This window comes from Thiothrix lacustris DSM 21227, from assembly GCF_000621325.1.
GTDB lineage: Bacteria > Pseudomonadota > Gammaproteobacteria > Thiotrichales > Thiotrichaceae > Thiothrix > Thiothrix lacustris.
The window spans coordinates 52504-74895 of record NZ_JHYQ01000016.1; the positions used below are offsets into that span (position 1 = coordinate 52504).

General features: G+C 50.8%; 18 protein-coding genes. 11 read left to right on the forward strand and 7 right to left on the reverse strand.

The window, feature by feature from the left end; all coding sequences use genetic code 11:
- Positions 1–5 precede the first annotated feature (5 nt).
- Positions 6–1259, reverse strand: coding sequence for an O-antigen ligase family protein (locus Q394_RS0108780; RefSeq protein WP_028488967.1), 1254 nt, complete (start codon positions 1257–1259; stop codon positions 6–8).
- Between the two features lie 3 nt (positions 1260–1262).
- Positions 1263–2576, reverse strand: a complete 1314-nt coding sequence (locus Q394_RS0108785) for a hypothetical protein (protein WP_028488968.1) — start codon at positions 2574–2576, stop codon at positions 1263–1265.
- Positions 2577–2791: 215 nt separating this feature from the next.
- Between Q394_RS0108785 and Q394_RS22710 the strand changes: the two genes are divergently transcribed.
- Together Q394_RS22710 and Q394_RS0108795 are read left to right on the forward strand one after the other, a co-directional pair.
- The gene (locus Q394_RS22710; protein WP_028488969.1) at positions 2792–4417 is read left to right on the forward strand and encodes a hypothetical protein; all 1626 of its coding nucleotides are present in this window, start codon (positions 2792–2794) and stop codon (positions 4415–4417) included.
- Positions 4418–4445: 28 nt separating this feature from the next.
- A complete protein-coding gene (locus Q394_RS0108795; RefSeq protein WP_028488970.1) occupies positions 4446–5306 on the forward strand; it encodes a hypothetical protein in 861 nt (286 codons plus the stop codon).
- A gap of 29 nt (positions 5307–5335) precedes the next feature.
- On the opposite strand, the gene Q394_RS0108800 is transcribed toward Q394_RS0108795, so the two are convergent.
- A complete protein-coding gene (locus Q394_RS0108800) occupies positions 5336–5872 on the reverse strand; it encodes a YaeQ family protein (RefSeq protein ID WP_028488971.1) in 537 nt (178 codons plus the stop codon).
- A gap of 130 nt (positions 5873–6002) precedes the next feature.
- On the opposite strand from Q394_RS0108800, the gene Q394_RS22370 reads away from it, so the two are divergent.
- The 4 genes from Q394_RS22370 (at position 6003) to Q394_RS19630 (ending at position 10725) form a co-directional block, all read left to right on the forward strand.
- Positions 6003–6320 (forward strand): hypothetical protein, encoded by a 318-nt coding sequence (locus Q394_RS22370; RefSeq protein WP_156946785.1) that lies wholly within the window; start codon positions 6003–6005, stop codon positions 6318–6320.
- Positions 6321–6472: 152 nt separating this feature from the next.
- A complete protein-coding gene (dcm, locus tag Q394_RS22990; RefSeq protein WP_211248797.1) occupies positions 6473–8524 on the forward strand; it encodes a DNA (cytosine-5-)-methyltransferase in 2052 nt (683 codons plus the stop codon).
- A 32-nt stretch (positions 8525–8556) separates the two neighbouring features.
- Positions 8557–9012 (forward strand): hypothetical protein, encoded by a 456-nt coding sequence (locus Q394_RS0108815; protein WP_028488972.1) that lies wholly within the window; start codon positions 8557–8559, stop codon positions 9010–9012.
- A 48-nt stretch (positions 9013–9060) separates the two neighbouring features.
- Positions 9061–10725: an RNA-binding domain-containing protein gene (locus Q394_RS19630; protein WP_038140989.1), complete on the forward strand. Its 1665-nt coding sequence runs from the start codon at positions 9061–9063 to the stop codon at positions 10723–10725.
- 166 nt (positions 10726–10891) lie between these two features.
- Here Q394_RS19630 and Q394_RS0108825 read toward each other — a convergent pair whose 3' ends face one another.
- From Q394_RS0108825 to Q394_RS19635, 4 genes are all read right to left on the reverse strand, one after another.
- Positions 10892–11866: a dimethyl sulfoxide reductase anchor subunit family protein gene (locus tag Q394_RS0108825; RefSeq protein ID WP_028488973.1), complete on the reverse strand. Its 975-nt coding sequence runs from the start codon at positions 11864–11866 to the stop codon at positions 10892–10894.
- A 13-nt stretch (positions 11867–11879) separates the two neighbouring features.
- Positions 11880–12611 (reverse strand): 4Fe-4S dicluster domain-containing protein, encoded by a 732-nt coding sequence (locus tag Q394_RS0108830; protein ID WP_028488974.1) that lies wholly within the window; start codon positions 12609–12611, stop codon positions 11880–11882.
- A 1-nt stretch (position 12612) separates the two neighbouring features.
- Positions 12613–15513 carry a molybdopterin oxidoreductase family protein gene (locus Q394_RS0108835; protein WP_028488975.1) on the reverse strand — a complete coding sequence of 967 codons (2901 nt, stop codon included), beginning with the start codon at positions 15511–15513 and terminating at the stop codon, positions 12613–12615.
- 164 nt (positions 15514–15677) lie between these two features.
- Positions 15678–16793, reverse strand: coding sequence for a LysM peptidoglycan-binding domain-containing protein (locus Q394_RS19635; RefSeq protein ID WP_051543150.1), 1116 nt, complete (start codon positions 16791–16793; stop codon positions 15678–15680).
- 97 nt (positions 16794–16890) lie between these two features.
- Between Q394_RS19635 and def the strand changes: the two genes are divergently transcribed.
- The 5 genes from def to Q394_RS0108865 are packed head-to-tail and all read left to right on the forward strand — an operon-like array spanning position 16891 to position 22391.
- Positions 16891–17421 carry a peptide deformylase gene (def, locus tag Q394_RS0108845; RefSeq protein WP_028488976.1) on the forward strand — a complete coding sequence of 177 codons (531 nt, stop codon included), beginning with the start codon at positions 16891–16893 and terminating at the stop codon, positions 17419–17421.
- Complete coding sequence (gene fmt / locus Q394_RS0108850) at positions 17418–18344, forward strand: methionyl-tRNA formyltransferase (RefSeq protein WP_028488977.1); 927 nt, start codon at positions 17418–17420, stop codon at positions 18342–18344. Before def ends, fmt begins: the two co-directional genes overlap by 4 nt.
- Entirely contained in the window at positions 18341–19651 is a 1311-nt protein-coding gene (rsmB, locus tag Q394_RS0108855; protein ID WP_028488978.1) for a 16S rRNA (cytosine(967)-C(5))-methyltransferase RsmB, read from the forward strand. The genes fmt and rsmB overlap by 4 nt, the downstream gene beginning before the upstream one ends.
- A gap of 23 nt (positions 19652–19674) precedes the next feature.
- Positions 19675–20238: a DUF4390 domain-containing protein gene (locus Q394_RS0108860; RefSeq protein ID WP_028488979.1), complete on the forward strand. Its 564-nt coding sequence runs from the start codon at positions 19675–19677 to the stop codon at positions 20236–20238.
- Entirely contained in the window at positions 20223–22391 is a 2169-nt protein-coding gene (locus tag Q394_RS0108865; protein ID WP_028488980.1) for a sensor histidine kinase, read from the forward strand. The genes Q394_RS0108860 and Q394_RS0108865 overlap by 16 nt, the downstream gene beginning before the upstream one ends.
- Position 22392: the final 1 nt, after the last annotated feature.

A 22392-nucleotide genomic window follows, 5' to 3' on the forward strand; every position in this document is an offset into this window, starting at 1 on the left:
CCTATTTACCGCGCAGGCACTGCTGTCCCGGTGGCAGCGGTGTGTTGCCGGTACAGCTCATACAGCATCACCGCAATCACCATATCCATGAACAGGTCGTTACTCAGAATCCCCGCATTATGAAAAAGGGAGTTCACAAAAGCGCCCAGTATAAACACCGCCCGATACCAACTACCCGCGATCAACCGATACACGTAGTAGACCAGCAAAAACACCCCGGCAAACCCGAAGGTATGCACCAGATTGAGAATGGAATTGTGTACCGGCACGATATAGTGCGCTTTCTCGCTGGGATCATAATTGAACAGGTTCTGATCATTCACGAAATATTGCACCGCGTACTCAACCGTATCGAAATTAAAACCATAGCCAAACGGCTGGCGCAAAAACAGCTCTGTGCCGTATTTATACAAGGTACTACGCCCGGCTGCCGAAGCATCATCCAGACTGATCATCCGGGAATCGATCCCCGCCTTGTCCGCCAGCAACACAAAGGCAAGCCCACCCAACAACACCAACAAACCCGTCGCCGGAATCACCCGCGCCGGAAATAGAAACAGGTAAATCAACGCAGGCATCAGCAAAGCCGCCCCCATTGCCGAACGGGTTTCCGACGCAAAAATCCCCCCCGCCAGAATCAGCCCCACCACCACAGCCACCATCTGGAAGCGCGGGTTATAACGGTTCTGAAGCACCAGATACAGGTTAAGCATTAACGCCCCCAGCAGCATATAAGTTTGTGGAATCGCATACAAACTCAAACCGGGCGGACGCAACAAGGCTTCGGTAATCTGCGACTGGATTTCATCGCTGAGCTCCTTGTTCTGAATACCCGCCAAAGCACCTTGCAATTTCCACGCAAACTGCACATCCAACGCCTGCATAATCCCCACCAGCGCCGAAGGCAACGCAATCCCCACCACCAAATACCCCAGCGTGCGGAAACCGAATTGCTCCACCACAAAAAAGCTCACCAAAATCATCAGGTAAGATTGCAACAACTTCAGCTCGCCATTGGCAATATTACCGGGGGTAACGTTATTCGCGAGTGACACCACCAAGCCCAGCATCGCCAGCAACAGATAGACCTTGCTGGCCAACCCTATCCGAAACAGCGTCGTATAATCACGCATCACCACCAGCCCACCCGCCAACAGGATCAGGAACGACCTAACCGGCAAGCCCGCCACATACACATTGTTCAGGTAGGCCAAAAAAATGAAATGTAGGGCAAACACCCCCAAAATAACAGTACGCATCGCTTATGGCTCTTGTTCGAGGTCAATCAGGTTAAGGTAGGCCGTGCCCGGTTCGGGTTCCGGGTCGTAGCTGGCATGGGCATGGTAATCCGACACGAAAAACACATAACGCCCGGAAGGGGAGCTAGCAGCACGGGCTTCGCGCTTGTAGGTGGTCACTTCACCGTCGCGGGTAACACCCCAGCGGCGGGCAGTTTGCTTGCTATCGGCGTGGCGAGGGCCGCGCCCTTGCCGGGAATTGCCGACATGACGAGCAGGCGTTTTGCCATCGAGAGAAACCTGATACAAGCTGCCATCCTGATGGCGTGACATCAACACCCAGCCCGGCTTGCCCGCGATACGCGCCACATGCCCGGAAGCACTGGCACGAGCATCCGGTTCCGCTTCTTCTTGGGTGTCAGGCCAAATGCGCTGGCTGTGGGCATCGGCCAGTTTCACCTTGAACAAACCACGCCAGTTGCCGTAGACCAGCCAAGGAATGCCTTCACGGTCGAGGGCAATGTCGCTGTGTTTCACATCATCCAGCAATACCCGTGGGCTGGCTGTCGCGGTTTCAGCAAACGGAACCACCAGCATGGCTTCTTGCGGCGCGTGTTGTGCAAACAGCACGTATTCGCCGGTAGGGTCAACACTTGCCCAATCAAAGCTATCATCCCCCACACTCGCGGCGACCTTGCGCCACGGCAAAGCGCGTTTATCTGCTACTTCATAGGGCTGGATATACATCCCGGAACCGTCCTGTGCCGCGCCTGCCAGCACCAGACGTTTGCCATCGTCAGAAAAATTCCCCTCACCCATCCCAAAGGTAATCCACGCAAAGTCCGGGAAATGCGCCCATTCCTGCACACGGGTTTTATAGGTGCTGAAGTCAATGCTGGCACGCATCAGACGATTGCCATCGGTAAACCAGTACACATTGTCGGCCTGCCTATCCCACAACAATTGGCGTTGCTGAAGGTCGGCTTCCTTTTCGGCGGTCGGCACCCAGCCAACCAAACGCTTGTCGGACAAGCGCCACAAAGCGGCATAAGGGTGGTTTTGTCCCGCCGACCCCAAAGCATGGGTTTCGGTGCGGTTCGCGGGGGAAGTACGGCTGTAAAAGTGCTGGGCGTGTAACAGGGTAATATTGTCTTCGCCATCAGGATGAGGGCATTGTTGCTGCATTTCCGCAGCACTGCCACCCAGCCGCCACACGTTGAAATCGGTATCAGGGTCTAGCGTAAAACCCGCCAAGGGAGGCGCAGCCGCATTCCCGGCAGAACACAGGAGCAGATTAACAAGCAGAAGGAACACAGACAGGCCGGAAAGCTTTATCATCGGATGGTTTTTCTTAAATTTTTCTCATCTGTATAACTCACCCCCCTAGTATTCGCTATTTTTTTTCGACCAAGTACCAACACTTTACGACAGTCGGATGGTCAAATTCATTAAAATAAAGTGGCAAAAAAGCTTATGCCCACCTAACTTTACAAGAGAATGTTGGTCTATCTGATGGAACGATGGGCAAAAATAACTCTCAGGGGAATTTCACCATGCCACAAACCCTTACTACCAGTACCAGTGATCGTGCTGTTGTCAAAGCCAAAATTTTGGAGCTGAATCGTTTGGCGTTAGAAGCTGATGCACAAATGCGCGAATCCTTAAAAATCAATAATACCGCTTCGGCTTATGTCTGGCGTGACCGCCGTGACAATTACAATGCTGAATCCAAACGCTTAACAGATTGGTTGAACACACCACCAGCACCCGCCATGACACCAGAAGAAATCCGCAAGCGCCTTAACGAATTACCCTACAAAATCCAATACGCTGAAAAAATGTTGGCGGAATACCAGCGCGTCAATAATGCCGCCAAAATTAACGAATGGGCGCGGGAATTACAAAGTCTGGAAACAGAACAAACCCGATTATCGAATCTCTCCAACACCACGACAGCAGCGCCTGCGCCTGTACCCGTACCACAACCGGCACCAGCGCCCAGACCCGCTCCCACACCACCAGCACCAGCACCTGTACCAACGCCCAGACCTGCTCCCGCACCACCGGCACCTGTGCCAGCGCCTACTCCCGTTCCGGCACCACAACCTGTCATCAGCAATGGGAATGACTTTATCACCTTGGTTGCTGATAATTTCAACACCAATGGCAATCAAGATTACGCCCACAATACCATTCTCAGTGCATTACTGGATGGTAAATACAGCGCATCCAGCATTTCGGCCAATGACCCCAAAGCAACAGCCTACAATATTATCCGCCAACAAAATGGCTCTCCTTTGTATTGGATACGTAACCAAACCCAGTCCCAAACCTTATATGACCGCCTGCCCGTAGCGAGTAGCGCAGAAAAAAACCGCTTTCCTGCCATAAACGTTAACAAGCTACGCGTCGGGCAACCCTTTTTCATCCGCGACTGCATACAAGTTTATAGCGGCGGGGACATCACGATCGGTGATTTAATCATCATCGATGACACCGTTTATTCTGAATTTGCACAAGATTTCGATCGGCTCGTCAACAGTATCAACGAATACCAGCGGCAACGTGGACGTACCTACCGGGTTTTCCCCTTCATGAGAATGGCGCACCGTGACGCGGTGCAGTTGATTCCTGGCATTAACGATGGCATTAATCAGTTTGGCGGGGCAGTGATGAGCAATGTCAGTGTTTCTGGTAATTTGATTTATTCAGATGGGGCTTTGCAAGGTATCTTCGCAACTGATGGCGCCTTTCGTAATTTACACATCCGTAATAATTACCTGCAAATTGGTGGGGAACACACTATTTCCATCAATGGTATGTTAAGTGGTTCGATCATGGGTAACAAAGATATTAACAACCAATCCTTAGCAGATAGCAAAGTCGCACTGTATCCACTACGCTTGGGTGGTGGCGCCAATATTTATGTACTGAGTTTCAGCAATAATGCCTCACTCCGCTCAACGGATGTGCGTTACTACCAATACGAAGCCATTTTAGGCGTACCCGCCTCACGGGACTTCCGGCAACATGCCATACCTAATAGCCGGTGCTATCAGAATGTGGATATGTTGGAACTCCATGCTATCTTGAAGCGTCAATATCCGCAGACACCCCAGCAATGGCAAACCGCCATGGGCGAGTTGTCAAAACGCGGTTTCGCTCAAGCCGTTAGTTAGTCAAGTACCGGTCAAAAACGGGATAATCATGGAGGATGAATACCTGATGCTGTTTCACACAAAAGCGCTAGCACTTGGATTGTTAGCATTCGGCTGCTGCTTTAGCCCCAGCAGTTTCGCTGCCCCTGATGCTCAAACCAGTAAACTCGAGACAAGCTGGTATAAGGCTTTCTTTGAAACACAGTTCCCACCGATCAGTGCCACTTTACCACCTGCTAATGGCTCCGTGGTTCTCTATAAAAACAAAACGGACTTGGTTGGCCTAAGTTATCCAGCTATTTTTAAACCCATTTCGCGTGAGCTGAGGGCAGCATTGCTTGCTCCCACAACAACCAACCCGTTTACCCCATTATTTCCGGCATTACATACCCCGGAATCCCTAAAAAAACTCAATCAATGTCAAATGCTTAGCGTAAAATTTGAATTGGACGATAAAAATCCGACAACAGAATGGGTGGTAGCCTTTTCTCAAAAACAATGTTTGAGTGCGGATGCATCTGAAGCATTGCGCAGCGGCGATACCGAACCTCATTATTGGGTCATACAAAAAGCGCCTGACAACAACTACCGAGTGTTAGCCGAAGGTGACGGTAACATCTATATCACCAATCAACAAAAAGAGCAGGGTTACAAAGAAATCCGCACGTTAGTCTTGTTAAAACACGCCTTCCCCAACAATGCGCTGCAATGCGGTGGAGCAGAGCTGACATGGCGCTACCGTAACAAGGGTTACTATCTGGCTGATACGGAAGTTATGGCTCAAGATTGCCAACCGCTGTACTTCCCAGAACTAACGGGACAAGCTTGGCAAAATGCATACGACGAATATAAAAGACGCGCAACCGTACTCGTTGATCAGTGGATTAACACCGCGTCCTCGGTTCGCTAACGCTAAGGTCTGAGAGGGTGAAGTGGATATTAATTGGACTGCAACACGTCCCAATGAATCTCTACCTCACCCTTGTCACCTGCGACGTAGGCAGAATTCCCCGTAATCGTGATAGACAAATCCATGGTACGATTTACCAAAGCAGCCAACGCTTCCACTTCCTCCCAAGCGAGACGGTAAAACGAAGCATCCAACTGGCTGAATTTTTTTACATTTTGTGACCACCAAACGTCGGATTTGTTGTTAAAGCTGTAGACACGTACTTTTCTTGCCCGATGGGTAGCCTTTTTCACCCGTTCTGGGGTTGGCTCACCTAAATCAATCCACAGCGCGATTTGATCATCCATAGTACGAACCCAGACTGCTGGTTCTTCCGCATCCTCCAGCCCCTTGGTCAGCTCAATCCCTTCCTGGGCATTGAGGCAATAAGCCAGCACACGCACCATCATGCGCTCAAGCGTTTCGGAGGGATGCTGAGCAATGGTCAGATTCAGAGCGTCATAGTAATCCCGCTCCATATCCGATAACGAAATTCTGGCTTTGTAAATGGTTGGTTTGATTGCCACGAGTAACCTTGTCTGTTGTGTTGCGGTGGAGGGTGCGTGAGCATACTAACATTACAGCACTAGGGAACAACAAGTGGCATTTCTATCTTGGGCTATGCTGCTGTTGTCACCTTGTTACAGAGCAATCATCATGGAAGATAATGAAATTAACCTTACTCTCAAAAGACAGCTAGAAGCCTTGCTTACTACTCTGTCTTCTATTTCAGCGTCAGAACAACCGGGCAACACAGCCTACTATCTGAATAGAATTTCTCAATATGTTGTCAATCGAGGTGTTGATTGCCCAATGGTAGCGGATATTTGGTTGGAGGAAGACTTTGATGAATTAACCGAAAACACTATTGGTAGCGATAAAGCCCGCGAACTTTTTGCCTTGATTGACCGCAGGCATGATGCTGAAATCGGTATCAACTGGGATGTTTTAAACGAGGCGTTGGATTCAGACTAAGCCTCTCTATTTTTCTCATAGTCATAATGATTGAAAAAACCACTCTGCCAATCAGTTTTATTGAATCCAAATAACGAACTAAAAACGAACAATTGATTGCTAAAGGGAAACTATAATCATAAAATGCAAAAAAGTTTCCCGTGGAGTAACTCATGTACGAAGTCAGAGCGTCAACGGTGTTGCAGTGTCTTGAAGAGGCTGCGCACTACTACAACCACTCCGAGATTGCTGAAAAGCTGGGAGTTAACCCCAGCACCGTCGGACGCTGGCTAAAACATGAGACAGAGCCAAAACATGGCATTCTGTACGGCCTGCAACAGATGTTGATGCCGTTTGGCAAACCCGCTGACAGTGCCGATTTCACCTTCATCGACCTGTTTGCAGGGATAGGTGGTATCCGCAAAGCATTTGAATTACAAGGTGGGCGCTGTGTGTTTACCAGCGAGTGGGACTCCTACGCCCAACGTACCTACCACGCCAACTTTGCTGATGGGCAAGCCATTGCCGGGGACATTACCGCGATACCCGAAGCGAACATCCCGGCGCATGATGTGTTGTTAGCCGGTTTCCCGTGTCAGCCGTTTTCGATTGCGGGCGTCTCGAAGAAAAATGCCCTTGGACGGGCGCACGGTTTTGAGGATGAAACCCAAGGCACGCTGTTTTTCGACGTGGCACGCATCATCAAAGCCAAACGCCCCGGTGCATTCCTGCTGGAAAACGTCAAGAACCTGCAATCCCATGACAAGGGCAATACCTTCCGTATCATCCTGCATACCCTGCGGGAGGAACTCGGCTATCAGGTTCACTGGACAACCATTGACGGGCAGCACTGGACACCCCAGCACCGCGAACGCACGGTCATTGTCGGCTTCCGCGAACCAACCGCATTTAGCTGGGATGCACTTCAACTGCCGGGTAAAGGCCGCATCACGCTAGGCAATATCCTACACAAAACCGATGGTAGCGAACCTGTACTGGAACACGACGAAGGCCGCTATTTCGATCATGCCAACCGCAAGATTCATGACAAATACACCCTAACCAACAATCTCTGGAAATACCTGCAAGATTACTCTAACAAGCACAAGGCTAAGGGTAACGGATTTGGTTTTGGGCTGGCGTATGCCAATAGCGTGACCCGTACCCTTTCCGCCCGTTATTACAAAGACGGCTCGGAAATACTGGTCTGGCAAGGCGAAGACAAAAACCCGCGCCGCCTCACCCCGCGAGAATGTGCGCGGCTGATGGGCTACCCGGACAGTTTCCGTATTCCGGTGTCGGATACACGGGCGTACCAATTGTTTGCGGCAGCAGCAGTTCCCCCGATGATGGAAGCAGTAGGCAAACTAATGCTGAAATACATCAAGCCTTTGGGTAAAGTGAGTGATTTTTCAGTTACTTTTCCTAAAGGAGAACAAGCGATGAAGAATAAGAACTGGACACGTGAACAAGTGATGGTTGCCCTGAATCTCTATACTCAATTACCTTTTGGGAAAATGCATAAAGGCAATCCACTTATTATAAAAACAGCTCAATTAATTGGGCGTACACCCGATGCATTGGCAATGAAACTCACCAATCTTGCTAGTCTTGACCCACAAATTACAGAAACAGGCAGAAAAGGTTTATCAGCTTGTTCCAAACTCGACAAAGATGTTTGGGCAGAATTCCAAGGAAATCCAGAAACAATTGGCTATGAAAGCCAGCAAATTGTTGATTTACTCGCTCAAGAAGATGAAAACCTGAGTGATCTATCGAGCAGTGCAATTCCTGATGCATTATTGCCAAGCTATTTCTCAGAAAATAAAGTAGCTAACGCAAAAGTGCGTGTAAAACAATCATTCTTCCGCAAGGCTGTTTTAAGTAGTTATGAAAATCGTTGTTGCATGACAGGGCTTTCTGAACCTAGATTACTAATTGCAAGTCACATAGTGCCTTGGAGTGAAAATCCCCACACGAGACTGAATCCAAAGAATGGTTTATGTTTATCTGCGCTGCACGATAAGGCTTATGATCGTGGTCTACTAACCGTAACACCAGATTATATCATTCAGGTTTCGGATCAACTTAAGGAAATCGAAGAAACTCCATTTTCAAATAGTTACCTCTTAGGCCTGGATGGAATGAGTATGTTATTACCAAGAAAATTTGCACCTGAACGTGAATTTCTTGATTATCACTATTCAAATATTTTTTTGAATTAGATTTTTTATTAATATTATATGGAGTCATTATCATGAAACGCTCAAAAAGTAAATTCACTAGTATTTTAACAAATAATAACCATATTAGTGGCTTTACTAACACGACCAGTAAGGTTAAAAAAAAGCAAGCGATAATCCCTCCACCATTTCCTATGTGTTGGCCTGTTGGTAGTTATCCTAATAAAGATCAATATATAAAGTTCGTGATAAATTGGCATGATCATAATACCGATATATTAGAGATATATGGAATGGTACTTCCAGATATTGCAAATCAATATGAGGAGCTGGACAATCACGCCGAAGCTTTTCTAAAACAAGCTGCTGCTCACGAGTATGACAATCTTTCTACTACAGATATGGTTTTTTCTGAGTTATTTTCAGATACTGCATACGAAAATAAAAAATATTATTTGAAGCATGTTTTCAAATGGAACGATCAAGCTATTGAAAAGGAGATGAAAAAAACTTGTGACATGCCACTATGATTGTTTTGATGTCTTTACCAAGCTTTTGTGAAATGAGTAGGAACCCCCATGAAAACACAGGCAGAGCTTCTCCAATTACTCTCCCGTCTGTTGGCACTCCCGGCAGAAACGGAGTGGTTGGAGTTCAAGGAAGCCAAAGAGAATTTCGATTTCACCAAACTGGGGAAGTATTTTTCTGCTCTCAGCAACGAAGCCAACCTAAATCGGCAAACCGCAGGCTGGCTGATTTTTGGTGTCAACACGCACCATCAGGTTGTAGGGAGCAACTACCGCCCCGACCGTACCCAATTGGATAAACTCAAAAAGGAAATCGCCGACAAAACCAGCGGCAGGTTAACCTTTACCGAAATTCACGAAGTGCAACACCCGCAAGGTCGGGTTGTCATGTTTGAAATTCCACCCACACCGCCCGGAATACCCACCGCATGGGAAGGTCATTTCTACGGGCGTGAAAATGAATCACTCTCCCCCTTGTCTTTGTCGGAGCTGGAGCGTATCCGCCATCCTGCCCACCCAGACTGGTCAGCCCAAACCATCGCGGATGCCACTTTGGATGATTTGCTGCCCCAAGCTATCCTGAAAGCCCGCCAGCAATACCAAGAAAAACACCCACATCTGGCTGAACAGGTCGATAACTGGAATGACACAGTTTTTCTCAACAAAGCCAAAATCACCATCGCAGGTCGCATTACCAACACCGCAATTCTGTTATTGGGGCGACCTGAATCGGTTCACTGGCTTTCCCCCGCCCAAGCCCAAATGACGTGGGTCTTAAAAGATGCCCACGGCAATGATCGCGATTATCAACATTTCAACCCACCTTTTTTGCTGAACACCGATGCCCTGTTTGCCAAGGTGCGCAACCTGACTTACCGTTACCTTCGGGAAAATACCCTGCTGCCAACTGAAGTCAGCCAATACGATTCATGGGTAATTCGCGAATTGCTGCACAACTGCATTGCCCATCAGGATTACACCTTGGGTGGGCGTATCAATGTGGTCGAGCAGGAAGATTCCCTATTATTCACCAATATGGGGAAATTTCTCCCTGATTCGGTGGAATGGGTGATTGAACACGATTCACCGCCAGACCAATACCGCAACCCGTTTCTTGCCCAAGCAATGGTGGAACTCAAAATGATCGACACGATTGGTAGCGGCATCCGGCGGGTATTCAATAAACAACGGGAGCGTTTTTTCCCGCTGCCTGATTACGATTTGCATGACCCGCAACGGGTACGGGTGCGTTTGTATGGCAAGATTTTGAATGAAAACTATACCCGTGCTTTGCTGAACAATACCGACTTGCTGCTGCACGAAGTCATTGCACTCGATTGTTTGCAAAAAGGGCAAGCCTTAACAGATGAGCAATTCCGCCTGCTCAAACACCGCAAATTGGTAGAAGGGCGGCGACCCAACCTCTATGTTGCCGCCGCCGTTGCACAAGCTACGGAAGGAAAAGCAGCCTATATCCGACACCGTGCATTCGATAAGGTATATTACAAAAGCCTAGTCATTCAGTATTTACGGGAATGGAAAGAGGCTGCTCCTGCGGATATTGAGCGGCTACTGTTGGATAAGCTCCCCGATGTTTTAGAGTATGCACAAAAGAAAAACAGGATCAGAAACCTATTACAAGAAATGACCAAAGAGAAGACGATCATGAATCAAGGAGGGAAAGGGGGAAATGCCAAATGGATTTTGCAAAATTAGCTTGGCAATTAGCGCACTTTTAGCTTGAAATCAACGCAACATGTTGATTTTTTATGATAAAACACCATCTAATTTAGATTGGTTAATACATTTCCAGCTTAACCAACACAAAAACGCCCGCAAAAGCGGGCGTTTTCATCTCTGTTACCAGATGACCAGACAGCGATTACGTCGCCTGATAATACAGATTCTGCGGGTGGTTCGCCTGTGCGAAGAAGAACCAACGTTCCGCCAGCAAGCCGACGTACTGCACCAATGCCGCTGCTACCAACAGCACAAACAGATGGTTCGACCAGCCAATCACCAACAAGGTAAAAGGCACAACAAACGCCATTATCAGGAAAAATACTTTGATAGTGTGCAAAAACTGTGGCGTTTTATGGTGGAAAAATTCACGGGTATTGAATGAACCACCCATTGCCCCTTGCGAGATCTGAGTGATTTTGGGGTGACGTACTCCAATCGCCGTACAAGCCGTGCTCTTGCGCTTGATACGCCCATTGCGGCGCAACGCCAACATGCGTGTTAAAAACCCGATCAGGGTAAACACCAACGCCCACAACGCATACGCATCCACCAAAGGACTACCGTAGTAAGCCGCCAACGCCACCGCCAGCGAAAAGCCGGAGGCCAAGCCCAACAGGATGTAATTGATAATGGTCAGTGGCGACGCCCATTCCTGAATGAATTTGATCGCCGCGTAAATCATCCCCGTACAAATATACAGTAGCAGCGCCAACACGCCAGCACCGAAGCCGATAACCAGCGACAGCTTGATTTGCAGCGCGTCAGTGGTCACCAGTACCGGGTCAAGCCCAAAATACTGTAATGCGCCCCAGATCACTGCTGCACCCGCAAATGCAGGCAGCACAATGACTTCACGCGCCAGCCATGACGTGCGCCATTTAGTCGCTGAACGCCATGCCCGTTCAGGCCGCCCTAAATGGAAGAAAGACGCGAACAAACCCAAGCCCATCAGCAGGGTGACAATCACCGTGCCCGTAATGTACATATCCACCGGTACAGGCTCACCAACCACCCCAAACGTGTTGTAAACCTGACCGGTATACAGTGCCAGAAACAAGCCCTGACCCGCACCAATCAATGTGGTCAAAAAGATGACCGAAAAAGCAGGATGCATAAACCAAATCTCCTTAGAACAGGAAGTCGTCCAGCGACGGCAGGTCATTACTGGCCGGTGCACGCTGTTCTTCTTTCTTCAACGGGTTATCAATACGGTTCAATGATTCCTCAGTCACCTGAGATTTCACTTTATGCCGAGGTAAGTAATGGTTCGCAGGCCGCGTACCCCATTCTGGCATCAACTGATAACCGCCACGTTCGTTAATCGCGATCGACACTTCAGAAGCCGGGTCATGCACGTCGCCAAACAGGCGGGCACTGGTCGGGCAAGCCAGCACACACGCTGGTTTACGACGATCTTCGCGCAATGTCGTGTCGTAAATACGGTCAACGCACAAGGTGCATTTCTTCATGACCTTCTGCTGTTCGTCGATTTCACGCGCACCGTAAGGGCAAGCCCATGAGCAGTACTTGCAGCCGATGCACTTGTCGTAATCGACCAGCACGATGCCATCTTCCTTGCGCTTGTAGCTTGCCCCTGTCGGGCAAACCGGCACGCACGGCGGGTCTTCGCAATGCAAACAGCTTTTCGGGAAATGCACCGTTTCCACATTCGGGTATTCACCCACTTCAAACGTCTGTACGCGGTTGAAGAAGGTGCCCGTGGGGTCTTTACCATACGGGTTTTTGTCCACCATGCCTTTGCCGCCTTCGCTGGAAGTGTTCCATTCCTTGCAGGAAGTCACACAAGCGCTACAGCCGACGCAGACGTTCAGGTCAATGACCAAAGCCAACTGGGTCATCTTACTTACCCCCTTTGAACATGTTCTTGAATTTGCCGGAACCACCGATATAGGTCAGCCACTTGCCAACAGGTTTCGCCATACCGGGGTAACGCGGCTGGGTCGGGAACTGCGGGAAGGTGGAACCTTGCTCGTGCTCTTCCGCCCTGTACACTTTGACACGCAGGTCAAACCATGCAGCTTGCCCGGTGATCGGGTCGGAATTAGAGATATGCTCGCCTTCCGCCTGATTGGGTAGCTCTTCGCCAATAATATGGTTGAGTAGGAAGCCACGGGTGCATTCATTAGCGTCTTTTTCCAGACCCCAAGCACCGGAAGCTTTACCAATCGCGTTCCATGTCCACACCGTGTTCGGCTCGACCGATTGGGAATAACGTGCTTCGCAACGTACCCGCCCGTGTACCGATTCCACCCAGATCCAATCGCCGTCTTCAAAACCGTACTTGTCACCGACACTGGGGTGCATGTGCAGGTAGTTGTGTGCATGAATCTGACGCAACCACGCATTCTGCGAATCCCACGAGTGATACATCGCCATCGGGCGTTGTGTCAGGGCGCTCAGCGGGAAGTATTCCTTGTTGATCATCTCGTTTTCGAGCGGCTCGTGGTAGAACGGCAGCGCATCGAAGAAACGTTCCACCCGTTTACGCAAACGATCCGGCGGTTGCTTACCGTGCGAAATGCCTTGGGCAGCGCGACGGAATTTGTGCAACACCTCGGAATACAGGTGAATATTGATCGGCTCAGCGTGGCGAATCATGCCGTTTTCTTTCGCCCAGTTCAGGTAGCCTGCATTCCAGTTACGCATGTACTGGTAAGACTTGGGCATGACCGTGTGGTGCATACAGTTGTTCCGAGCGTACTGTTCCCATTGGTTCGGGTTCGGTTCGCCACGCATGGTCTTTTGACCATGCTGCCCACGCCAGCCACTCAAGAAACCAATACCGGAACCCGGTGCGGTTTCAAAGTTGACGATGAAATCTGGGTAGTTTTTGAACTTACGCTTACCTGCTGCATCCGTGAACGCGGGGAAACCTAGGCGTGAACCCAGCTCGATCAGCACTTCTTGGAACGGTTTGCAATCACCCGTTGGTGGCAGGATTGGAATCCGCACGGAATCGACGGGGCCGTCGAATTCGGAAATCGGACGATCCAGCATTGACATGACATCGTAACGTTCCAGATACGTGGTATCCGGCAGGATCAGGTCAGCAAACGCGGTCATTTCCGAATGGAACGCATCGCACACCACGAGGAACGGGATTTTGTATTCGCCGTTTTCGTCCTTATCCTTGAGCATGTCGCGGACTTCGGTGGTGTTCATCGATGAGTTCCACGCCATGTTCGCCATGAAAATCAGCAAGGTATCCAGCGGGTACGGGTCGCCGCGCCACGCATTGGTAATAACATTGTGCATCAAGCCGTGGACGGAGAGTGGGTATTCCCACGAGAAACCTTTGTCGATCCGTACTGGTTCGCCTTTGTCGTCGACGAACAAATCATCCGGGTCAGCAGGCCAGCCGAGCGGCATCCCGTCCAGCGGGGTATTCGGCTTGACGGCATCCGGTGACGTGCCGGTTTTTGGGCACGGCGGAATCGGGCGCGGATACGGTGCTTTGTGGCGGAAACCACCCGGACGGTCAATCGTACCCAGCAGTGACATCAGAATGCTCAGGGCGCGGATACTCTGGAAGCCGTTAGAATGCGCCGCCAAACCACGCATCGCATGGAAGGCAACCGGATTGCCGGTAACGTGGTCGTGTTCGTTACCCCAAACGTCCGTCCAAGAAATCGGCAATTCGATCTTCTGGTCACGCGCCGTAATCCCCATTTCATGCGCCAAGCGCTTGATGGTGGCCGCCGGGATACCCGTAACGCCTTCTGCCCACTCGGCGGTATACGAATCAACACGCTCGCGCAGCAACTGGAAGGAAGGTTTTACTGGCGTACCGTCTTTCAGTTTGAAATCACCAAACAGGAACGGGTCAGCACCGGGGGTATGCGTGGAAATCGGCTTATTGAGTTCGCGATCCCACCACAGCTTGTTTTGCGGGTCAAAACAGCCTTCTTCTGGTGGCACTTCAAAGCGCAGGAACATGCCGTATTCACGGTTTTTCGGGTCCATATTGACCAGTTCTGGCCCATTGGTGTAATTCACCACGAAGTCACGGTCGTATAAGCCTTGCTCAATAATTTCGCGGGTAATCGCCAACAACAATGCGCCATCTGTGCCAGGGCGGATGGGAATCCACTCATCTGCCACCGCCGCGTAGCCAGTACGCACCGGATTAATCGCAATCATGCGACCGCCGTTGCGTTTGAACTGCGCCAACTCGATTTTCAGCGGGTTGGAATGGTGGTCTTCCGCCGTACCAATCATCACGAACAACTTAGCGTGGTGCAGGTCAGGGCCACCGAATTCCCAGAAGGAACCACCGATGGTGTAGATCATGCCTGCCGCCATATTGACCGAGCAGAAACCGCCATGTGCCGCGTAGTTCGGCGTACCGAATTGCTTGGCAAACAAGCCGGTTAGGGCTTGCATCTGGTCACGCCCGGTGAACAGCCCGAATTTTTTCGGGTCAGTCGCACGAATGTGGCGCAGACGGGTTTCCAGCGTATCGAACGCTTCTTCCCAGGTAATGGCTTCAAACTGGCCTTCGCCACGGATCGCATTGGCCTTGCGGCGTAGCGGCGTGGTCAAACGCGCAGGAGAATACTGCTTCATAATGCCGGAAGAGCCTTTCGCACAGATCACGCCTTTGTTCAAAGGATGATCCGGGTTGCCCTCGATGTATTTCACCTCACCGTTCTTGAGGTGGACATTGATGCCGCAGCGGCAAGCACACATGTAGCATGTAGTGCTTTTGATTTCGGTTGCTTGATTTGTTTGGGTAGTCATATCAGTACGTAACTAAATAAGGAATTACTGAAATACAGTATATACCGATATTGCTTGAGATAGATCAAGGAATCAATAAGAAAAATTATTTATGCCAATAGAATTCATTAATCAGAACATCGAGCTAACCCACAAGAGATAGGTATTCACAATGCCCACTCCCACTATGGATTGCCGATTTTATCCCCATCTTTTACCTCACGGGTAGCATCCATCACCAGCCCGTAACTGACCCGATCCGTGACTTTGTACACCACCAGGTTGGCCACTTTTTCAGGTGGCAACTGGCTACACACCGCGCCAGCCTTACCCTTACAGCTTTCGACCTCATCCACCACGTATCGACCCTGCGTATAAACACCCAGCGTATGTCCCACCTCAATCTGGTCATGCTGCCCCTTATTAATGACAGCAATCATGTAGTTACCGCTGATATATTGAGCATCAAACAACCTAATAATATCTGCACGCACTTTAGTTAGCGGTGCATGAATTACCCCATTCAGGTTAGCCACTTCATTCACTGGAGCAAGTAAGCGGTCGCCTTTGCGAATTTCGCGCTGTGCCTCCAATATGGTAGCAGTGGAGGTCGCATCGACACGTTCAATTCGCGCGGAACCACCGTAAGTCACTTCATAGCCCAATATTTGCCCAGTACGGGGGTCATTCAAAGCCTTGTTCGGGTGAAAAATACTGTAACGCCCCCCCACTGGAGTGTTCTGCAAGTTTTTCACGTAAACAGTTTCACCTTCCCCGATCAAGTGACGGTCATCGCGTGAGGCCAGAATATAAGGCGCATTCTTGATAGTCGCCTCATCGAGTACCCTCGGCCACACCATAAACGGCACTAACGTTGCAATAGGTTCACCAGACCCCTGCCGATCAACCCGAATACGCGGTTGCAGCTTACCTCCTGAAGCGTAATCCAAACTCAGGACATCACCGGGGTATAATTCGTGCGGGTTAGCGATGCGCTGGTTCTTATCCCAGATTTCTGGCCAATGCCAAGGGGTATTAAGAAACTTACGAGCAATACCCCACAGCGTATCGCCCTTTTTCACCACGTAGCTGTTGGGGGCATTGGGATTAAGAATCATACCGCCACCAACGGCATCGCTTGATTCTGCAGTCGTTTGCCCATAATACTTGTCATAAGGATCTGTACCACTGTGTGGCGCTGATGCGTTGGTAGTGCCTGTCGTGGCGCACGCGCTGAGAATCAGCGCAGACCCGATGCCAAGACACAGGGTTCTCAAGAAAAAAGTAGGAGAATGCCGCATGGTGGTATCCTTAGTCGTTATTATGGGTTGGATGTGCGGGTTATAATAAACTATGGCCTGAAAAACATTCAGAACTTTTAGATTTTCGGTATTTACAATGGCAAAACTAGAGATTTTACACCATCCCGACCCGCGCTTGCGCAAGAAAGCCGCGCCCGTCACTCAGGTCGATGACACGATCCGTCGTATCGTGGACGACATGTTTGCAACCATGTATGCCAATCAGGGCATTGGTTTGGCTGCAACCCAGGTCAATATTCACCAGCGCATTATCACCATTGACGTGTCCGAGAACAAAGATGCGCCGCTGTGCCTGATCAACCCTGAAATCCTGCACAAGGAAGGCCAGCTTGAACACGAAGAAGGTTGCCTGTCCGTCCCCGATTACTACGAAAAAGTCACCCGTGCCGAGCGCATCCGCTTCCGCGCCCTGAACGCTGACGGTGAAGTGTTTGAACGTGATGCCGATGAGCTACTCGCCATTTGCGTCCAACACGAAATAGATCATCTGGATGGCAAGCTGTTCGTCGATTACCTATCCACGCCCAAGCAGCAAAAAGCCCGTAAAGTCGTGCAAAAGTGGGAAAAAGAGCAAGCACAAAAAGCTGCCAAGGCCGCGCAGTCATGAGGATTGTGTACGCAGGCACACCGGAATTTGCCGTCCCCGCCCTGCAAGCCCTACTGGCTTCCGAGCATGAAGTCGTCGCGGTGTATTGCCAACCCGACCGCCCCGCCGGGCGTGGGCGCAAACTGACCTTTGGCGCAGTGAAACAGGTCGCCGTGGATGCGGGCATTCCTGTCGAACAACCGCTTTCCCTGAAAGCGCCCGAAGAACAAGACAAACTGCGGGCTTACGCGCCGGATGTGATGATCGTCGCCGCTTATGGCTTGATCCTGCCACAAGTAGTGCTGGATATTCCGCACCACGGTTGCCTTAATATCCACGGCTCGCTGTTGCCACGCTGGCGGGGTGCGGCACCGATTCAACGCGCCATTCAAAGTGGGGATGCTGAAACCGGCGTCACCATCATGCAAATGGCGGCAGGGCTGGATACTGGCGACATGCTTTACAAAGTGGTGTGCCCGCTTACCCCGGATGCTGGCGGGCAAAGCATCCACGACACCCTTGCAGTGCAAGGGGCTACGGCACTGTTACACACCCTCGACTTGCTGGCAGCGGGCACATTGCAACCCGAAGTGCAGGATGAAACCCTTACCACCTACGCCCACAAACTCACCAAGGCAGAAGCACAAATCGACTGGACACAATCAGCGGCAGCTATTGACCGCACTATCCGCGCCTTTGACGCCTACCCGGTGGCGTTTACCTTGTATGAAGGGCAACCGTTACGGTTTTTCGCCTCCCGCTCCCTGAGCGAAATCGAAGGAAACGCCCCCCCCGGCACGGTCATCGCTGAAAGCAAAGCCGGTATCGACATTGCCACTGGCGACGGCACAGTACGCATCCTCAGCCTGCAACTCCCCGGTGGCAAACGCCTGAATGCAGCGCAATTCCTCAACGGGCGTTCTTTACTGGGCGTGCAGTTTTGAGCGCCCGTGCCACCGCAGCCTTGTGCCTGCAACGGGTCATTTACGAAGGCGAATCCCTCACCGAAGTGTTGCAAGACCCCAGCGTTGCCAACCTCAACCCGCAAGATCAAGCGCTGTTACGCAATATGTGTTTCGGCACCTTGCGCTGGCACGAACGTTTAAGCGCCATCCTCAAACAGTTGGTGAAAAAAGCCCTGAAGCCCGCCGACAAGGATGTGGAATGCCTGTTACGCATCGGCCTCTACCAGCTCATTTACCAGCGCACCCCTGACCATGCCGCCGTCAACGAAACCGTCAAGGCCACCAAAAAGCTCAAAAAAGACTGGGCAGGCAAACTGGTCAACGGTGTGTTACGCAACTTCCTGCGCAGTCCGGCGGAATTGCTGGTAAAAGCGGATAGCCGTGTTCCGGCGCGTTACGCCTTCCCCGACTGGCTGCTCACCCGCATCCAGCAAGCATGGCCGGACGATTGGGAAGCCATCCTCAACGCCAGCAATACCCACGCGCCGATGATCTTACGGGTCAACCAGCGCCAGCACACTGCCAGCGCTTATCAGGCGCTATTACAAGCCGCCGATATTGCCGCCGACCTGATTCCCGCTGTGGACAGCGCCTTGATGTTGCAAACCCCGGTCGGCGTTGAGCAATTACCGGGCTTTTTCACGGGTGCGGTGTCGGTGCAAGATGCCGCCGCACAACTCGCCGCAGGCTTGCTGGATTGCCAACCGGGAATGCGGGTACTGGATGCCTGTGCCGCCCCCGGTGGTAAAACCAGCCACTTGCTGGAAATGACCGATGGCTTACACCTGATCGCGATTGATGAGAGTGAAGCACGCCTCAAACGTGTCACCGAAAACTTCACCCGCTTGCACTTGCAAGCCACCTTGGTCGCCGCCGATGCCGGAGATACCGCTACCTGGTGGGATGGGCAAGCGTTTGACCGTATTCTGCTGGATGCACCCTGCTCGGCGACCGGCGTTATCCGCCGCCACCCCGACATCAAAGTATTGCGCCGCGCCAGTGATATTGCCGAATTGCAGCAAGAACAAGCGCAATTATTGCACAACTTATGGCATACTTTACGTCCCGGCGGCAAGTTACTGTATGCAACCTGCTCAATCCTGCCGGAAGAAAACAGTCATCAGGTCGAAGCCTTTCTGGCAGAACACCCCGATGCCACCCTTGAGCCGATGAGTGTTGCCTGGGGTCGGGCGCAAAAGGCTGGACGCCAAATCCTGCCGGGCGAACACGCGATGGATGGGTTTTACTACGCACTGCTCAGCAAAGTAGTGCAGGAATCAACGTAGTGACAATAACAAATCTTTCAAGCATGTCTCACTTCACCCGCTTACTCGTAGCGGGGTTATTGCTATTCAGCTTGTGGGGACAAGCCAATGCAGCGGAAAACGGTATCCATTTCCGTGAGTTTTCCATTCGCATTCAGAAGTCCAAACAATTGGTCACCAACCTCAAGCTGGATTACGAACTCAGTGATTACTTGCGCGAAGGCTTGCTCAACGGCCTAACCCTAAAAAATGAAACCCTATTTACCCTCGAGTGGCACAATACTTGGTGGTGGAATACCCAAAAATCCTTAGCAACGGTGAAAACTGAACTAAAATACCACCCACTTAGCAAGCAATATCAGGTGGTGCGTCTGGATACCAAGGAAAACTGGAGCTTCTCTACCCTGCCAGCAGCCGTGGAGCAAATGGGCACGCTAACGGACTACCGTTTGCCTGCCTTACCCGCTGATGCTTGGGGTGACAATGCGTCTATTTTTGTTGAAGCCACCCTGACCCAACAATCACTGGAACTACCCCTGAAACTAAAGTCACTGTTTTCTGAACGCTATTCCCTGCAAAGTGACGGAGTGTTGTGGCCGATACCCTAAAAAGCCGTATATGGCAGTGGTTGCCGTTAGTACTGATTTTTCTGCTGCTACTGGCTTCCTTAACGTTATTGAATCTTGCCACCCTTAGCCCTAGCAATCTGGAGCGTTATGGGGACTGGCATTTTTACCTGAGTGCTTTGGTGCTGGTGTTACTCAGCATCGTCATCCTGATTAATCTGGTGCGGGTCTTTAACCAGTGGCGTACTCGCCAAGCCGGTTCGCGGTTTACCGTGCGGCTAATGACGGGGTTCTTAGTGATGACCTTGTTGCCAGTACTGTTCGTTTCCCTGTTTGCCGTTAACCTGATAGGCACGCGCATCGACCGCTGGTTTTCAGTCTCCATCGAACGGGCGCTGGAAGACTCGCTGGAATTAAGTCAACTGGCACTGGAAACCCGCAATCGCCAGTACCTAGGCACACTCGATCGCTTCAAGCCCTCACTTCAGGGCAAAGAGTTGTATGAAATACCCCCCATGTTGGAACAGTTACTCAGTATCGGAGCAAGTGAGATTCTGCTGCTGGATGACTCCCAACAAATGCTGGCTTTAGCCATCGAAGACACCGAAACCTTGATCCCACGGATGCCGAACCGCAGCCTATTCCGTGCCATGCAGATCCGTAATTATTACTACGCCCTCGAACCTGATGCTACCAACAAGCTATTTTCACGGGTAGCGATCAGCGTCACTTACGGCAAAGACAATAGATTTAACGCGATTTTGACCGCCCGTTTTCCCATTGCTGACAATGAACAAGGGTTGGCAGAAAGTGTGTTAAAAGCCCGTGACGAATACAAAAGCTTGTTATTTCAGCGTGATATTCTCAAAAGTGTATTCCGTCTGATGATACTGGTCATCATGGTACTCACTGCGCTGTTTTCCTTGTGGGCAGCCTTTCTCTTTTCACGACGCCTCACCCGCCCCGTGCGCGATCTGGTCGAAGGTACTCTCGCGGTTGCCGCTGGGGATCTTGATAAAAAAATCCCCGTCTCAGAACGCGACGACTTCAGCATGTTAGCACTGTCGTTCAACACCATGACCAAACGCCTCTCTGATGCCCGTGCGGAACGTGAACAAGCTCGCCGCCAATTGCAACAAGAGCACGATTACTTACACGTAGTCTTGGAACACTTATCCTCTGGCGTCATTACACTCGACGAAAACGGCATTATCCGGCGTATCAACACGGCCGCCAGTACCATTCTCAACATGGCACTGCTTGAACAAGTCGGCAAGCCTCTCGCCACACTCAGCGATAACCTACCCCCGTTACAACCCTTCCTTGAAATGGTACAAACCCACTGGCAAGACATGCAAGCCGGGCAGGAATGGCAGTCTGAAATCACTCTAAACACCGACAAAGGCCGCCTGATTCTAGTCTGCCGAGGCGCATCGCTACCGCCAGGTGCGGCGAGTCAACAAGGCTCTGTATTGGTATTTGATGACGTCACTGACCTGATCCAGTCCGAACATGATGCCGCTTGGGGCGAAGTAGCGCGACGACTAGCGCACGAAATCAAAAATCCACTGACGCCGATCCAGCTATCCGCCGAACGCCTGAGCCGTAAACTTTCCGGCGAACTGAATGAGGAATCCGCCAACTTCCTCAAACGCATGACCAACACCATCGTGCAGCAAGTAGACAACCTGAAGTCGATGGTTAATGCCTTCAGTGACTATGCGCGTGCTCCTAACCTACACGTCCAACCGGTCGATCTGAACACCTTGGTACAGGAAGTCGCAGAGCTATACCGCCTCAATGAAGGTCAGGTCAACATTATTCTGCAACTGGACGCGGATCTACCACGCCTGCGACTCGACATCCACCGTCTCCGCCAACTACTGGTCAATCTAACCAAGAATGCACTCGAAGCGCTGGAAGAACACCATGTCAGCCCCGCCAACATCACCATCAGTACCCAGTATCACCCGGACAGCAAGCAAGCTATGCTTAACATTCACGACAATGGCCCCGGCATTCCGGTGGAATTGTTGCCACGTCTGTTCGAGCCTTACGTCACTAGCAAACACAAAGGTACTGGACTAGGCTTAGCCATCGTGAAAAAAATCGTTGAAGAACACGGCGGACACCTCACCGCCCGCAATCATGACAACGGAGGCGCTATAATCAGCGTGAGGTTTCCGTTGAACTAAG

Bases quoted from the DNA above. Each gene is read 5' to 3' on its own strand.
- Q394_RS0108780 (WP_028488967.1), bottom strand. From the start codon at position 1,259: ATGCGTACTGTTATTTTGGGGGTGTTTGCCCTACATTTCATTTTTTTG.
- Q394_RS0108785 (WP_028488968.1), bottom strand. From the start codon at position 2,576: ATGATAAAGCTTTCCGGCCTGTCTGTGTTCCTTCTGCTTGTTAATCTG.
- Q394_RS22710 (WP_028488969.1), top strand. From the start codon at position 2,792: ATGCCACAAACCCTTACTACCAGTACCAGTGATCGTGCTGTTGTCAAA.
- Q394_RS0108795 (WP_028488970.1), top strand. From the start codon at position 4,446: ATGGAGGATGAATACCTGATGCTGTTTCACACAAAAGCGCTAGCACTT.
- Q394_RS22370 (WP_156946785.1), top strand. From the start codon at position 6,003: ATGGAAGATAATGAAATTAACCTTACTCTCAAAAGACAGCTAGAAGCC.
- dcm (WP_211248797.1), top strand. From the start codon at position 6,473: ATGTACGAAGTCAGAGCGTCAACGGTGTTGCAGTGTCTTGAAGAGGCT.
- Q394_RS0108815 (WP_028488972.1), top strand. From the start codon at position 8,557: ATGAAACGCTCAAAAAGTAAATTCACTAGTATTTTAACAAATAATAAC.
- Q394_RS19630 (WP_038140989.1), top strand. From the start codon at position 9,061: ATGAAAACACAGGCAGAGCTTCTCCAATTACTCTCCCGTCTGTTGGCA.
- Q394_RS0108825 (WP_028488973.1), bottom strand. From the start codon at position 11,866: ATGCATCCTGCTTTTTCGGTCATCTTTTTGACCACATTGATTGGTGCG.
- Q394_RS0108830 (WP_028488974.1), bottom strand. From the start codon at position 12,611: ATGACCCAGTTGGCTTTGGTCATTGACCTGAACGTCTGCGTCGGCTGT.
- Q394_RS0108835 (WP_028488975.1), bottom strand. From the start codon at position 15,513: ATGACTACCCAAACAAATCAAGCAACCGAAATCAAAAGCACTACATGC.
- Q394_RS19635 (WP_051543150.1), bottom strand. From the start codon at position 16,793: ATGCGGCATTCTCCTACTTTTTTCTTGAGAACCCTGTGTCTTGGCATC.
- def (WP_028488976.1), top strand. From the start codon at position 16,891: ATGGCAAAACTAGAGATTTTACACCATCCCGACCCGCGCTTGCGCAAG.
- fmt (WP_028488977.1), top strand. From the start codon at position 17,418: ATGAGGATTGTGTACGCAGGCACACCGGAATTTGCCGTCCCCGCCCTG.
- Q394_RS0108860 (WP_028488979.1), top strand. From the start codon at position 19,675: ATGTCTCACTTCACCCGCTTACTCGTAGCGGGGTTATTGCTATTCAGC.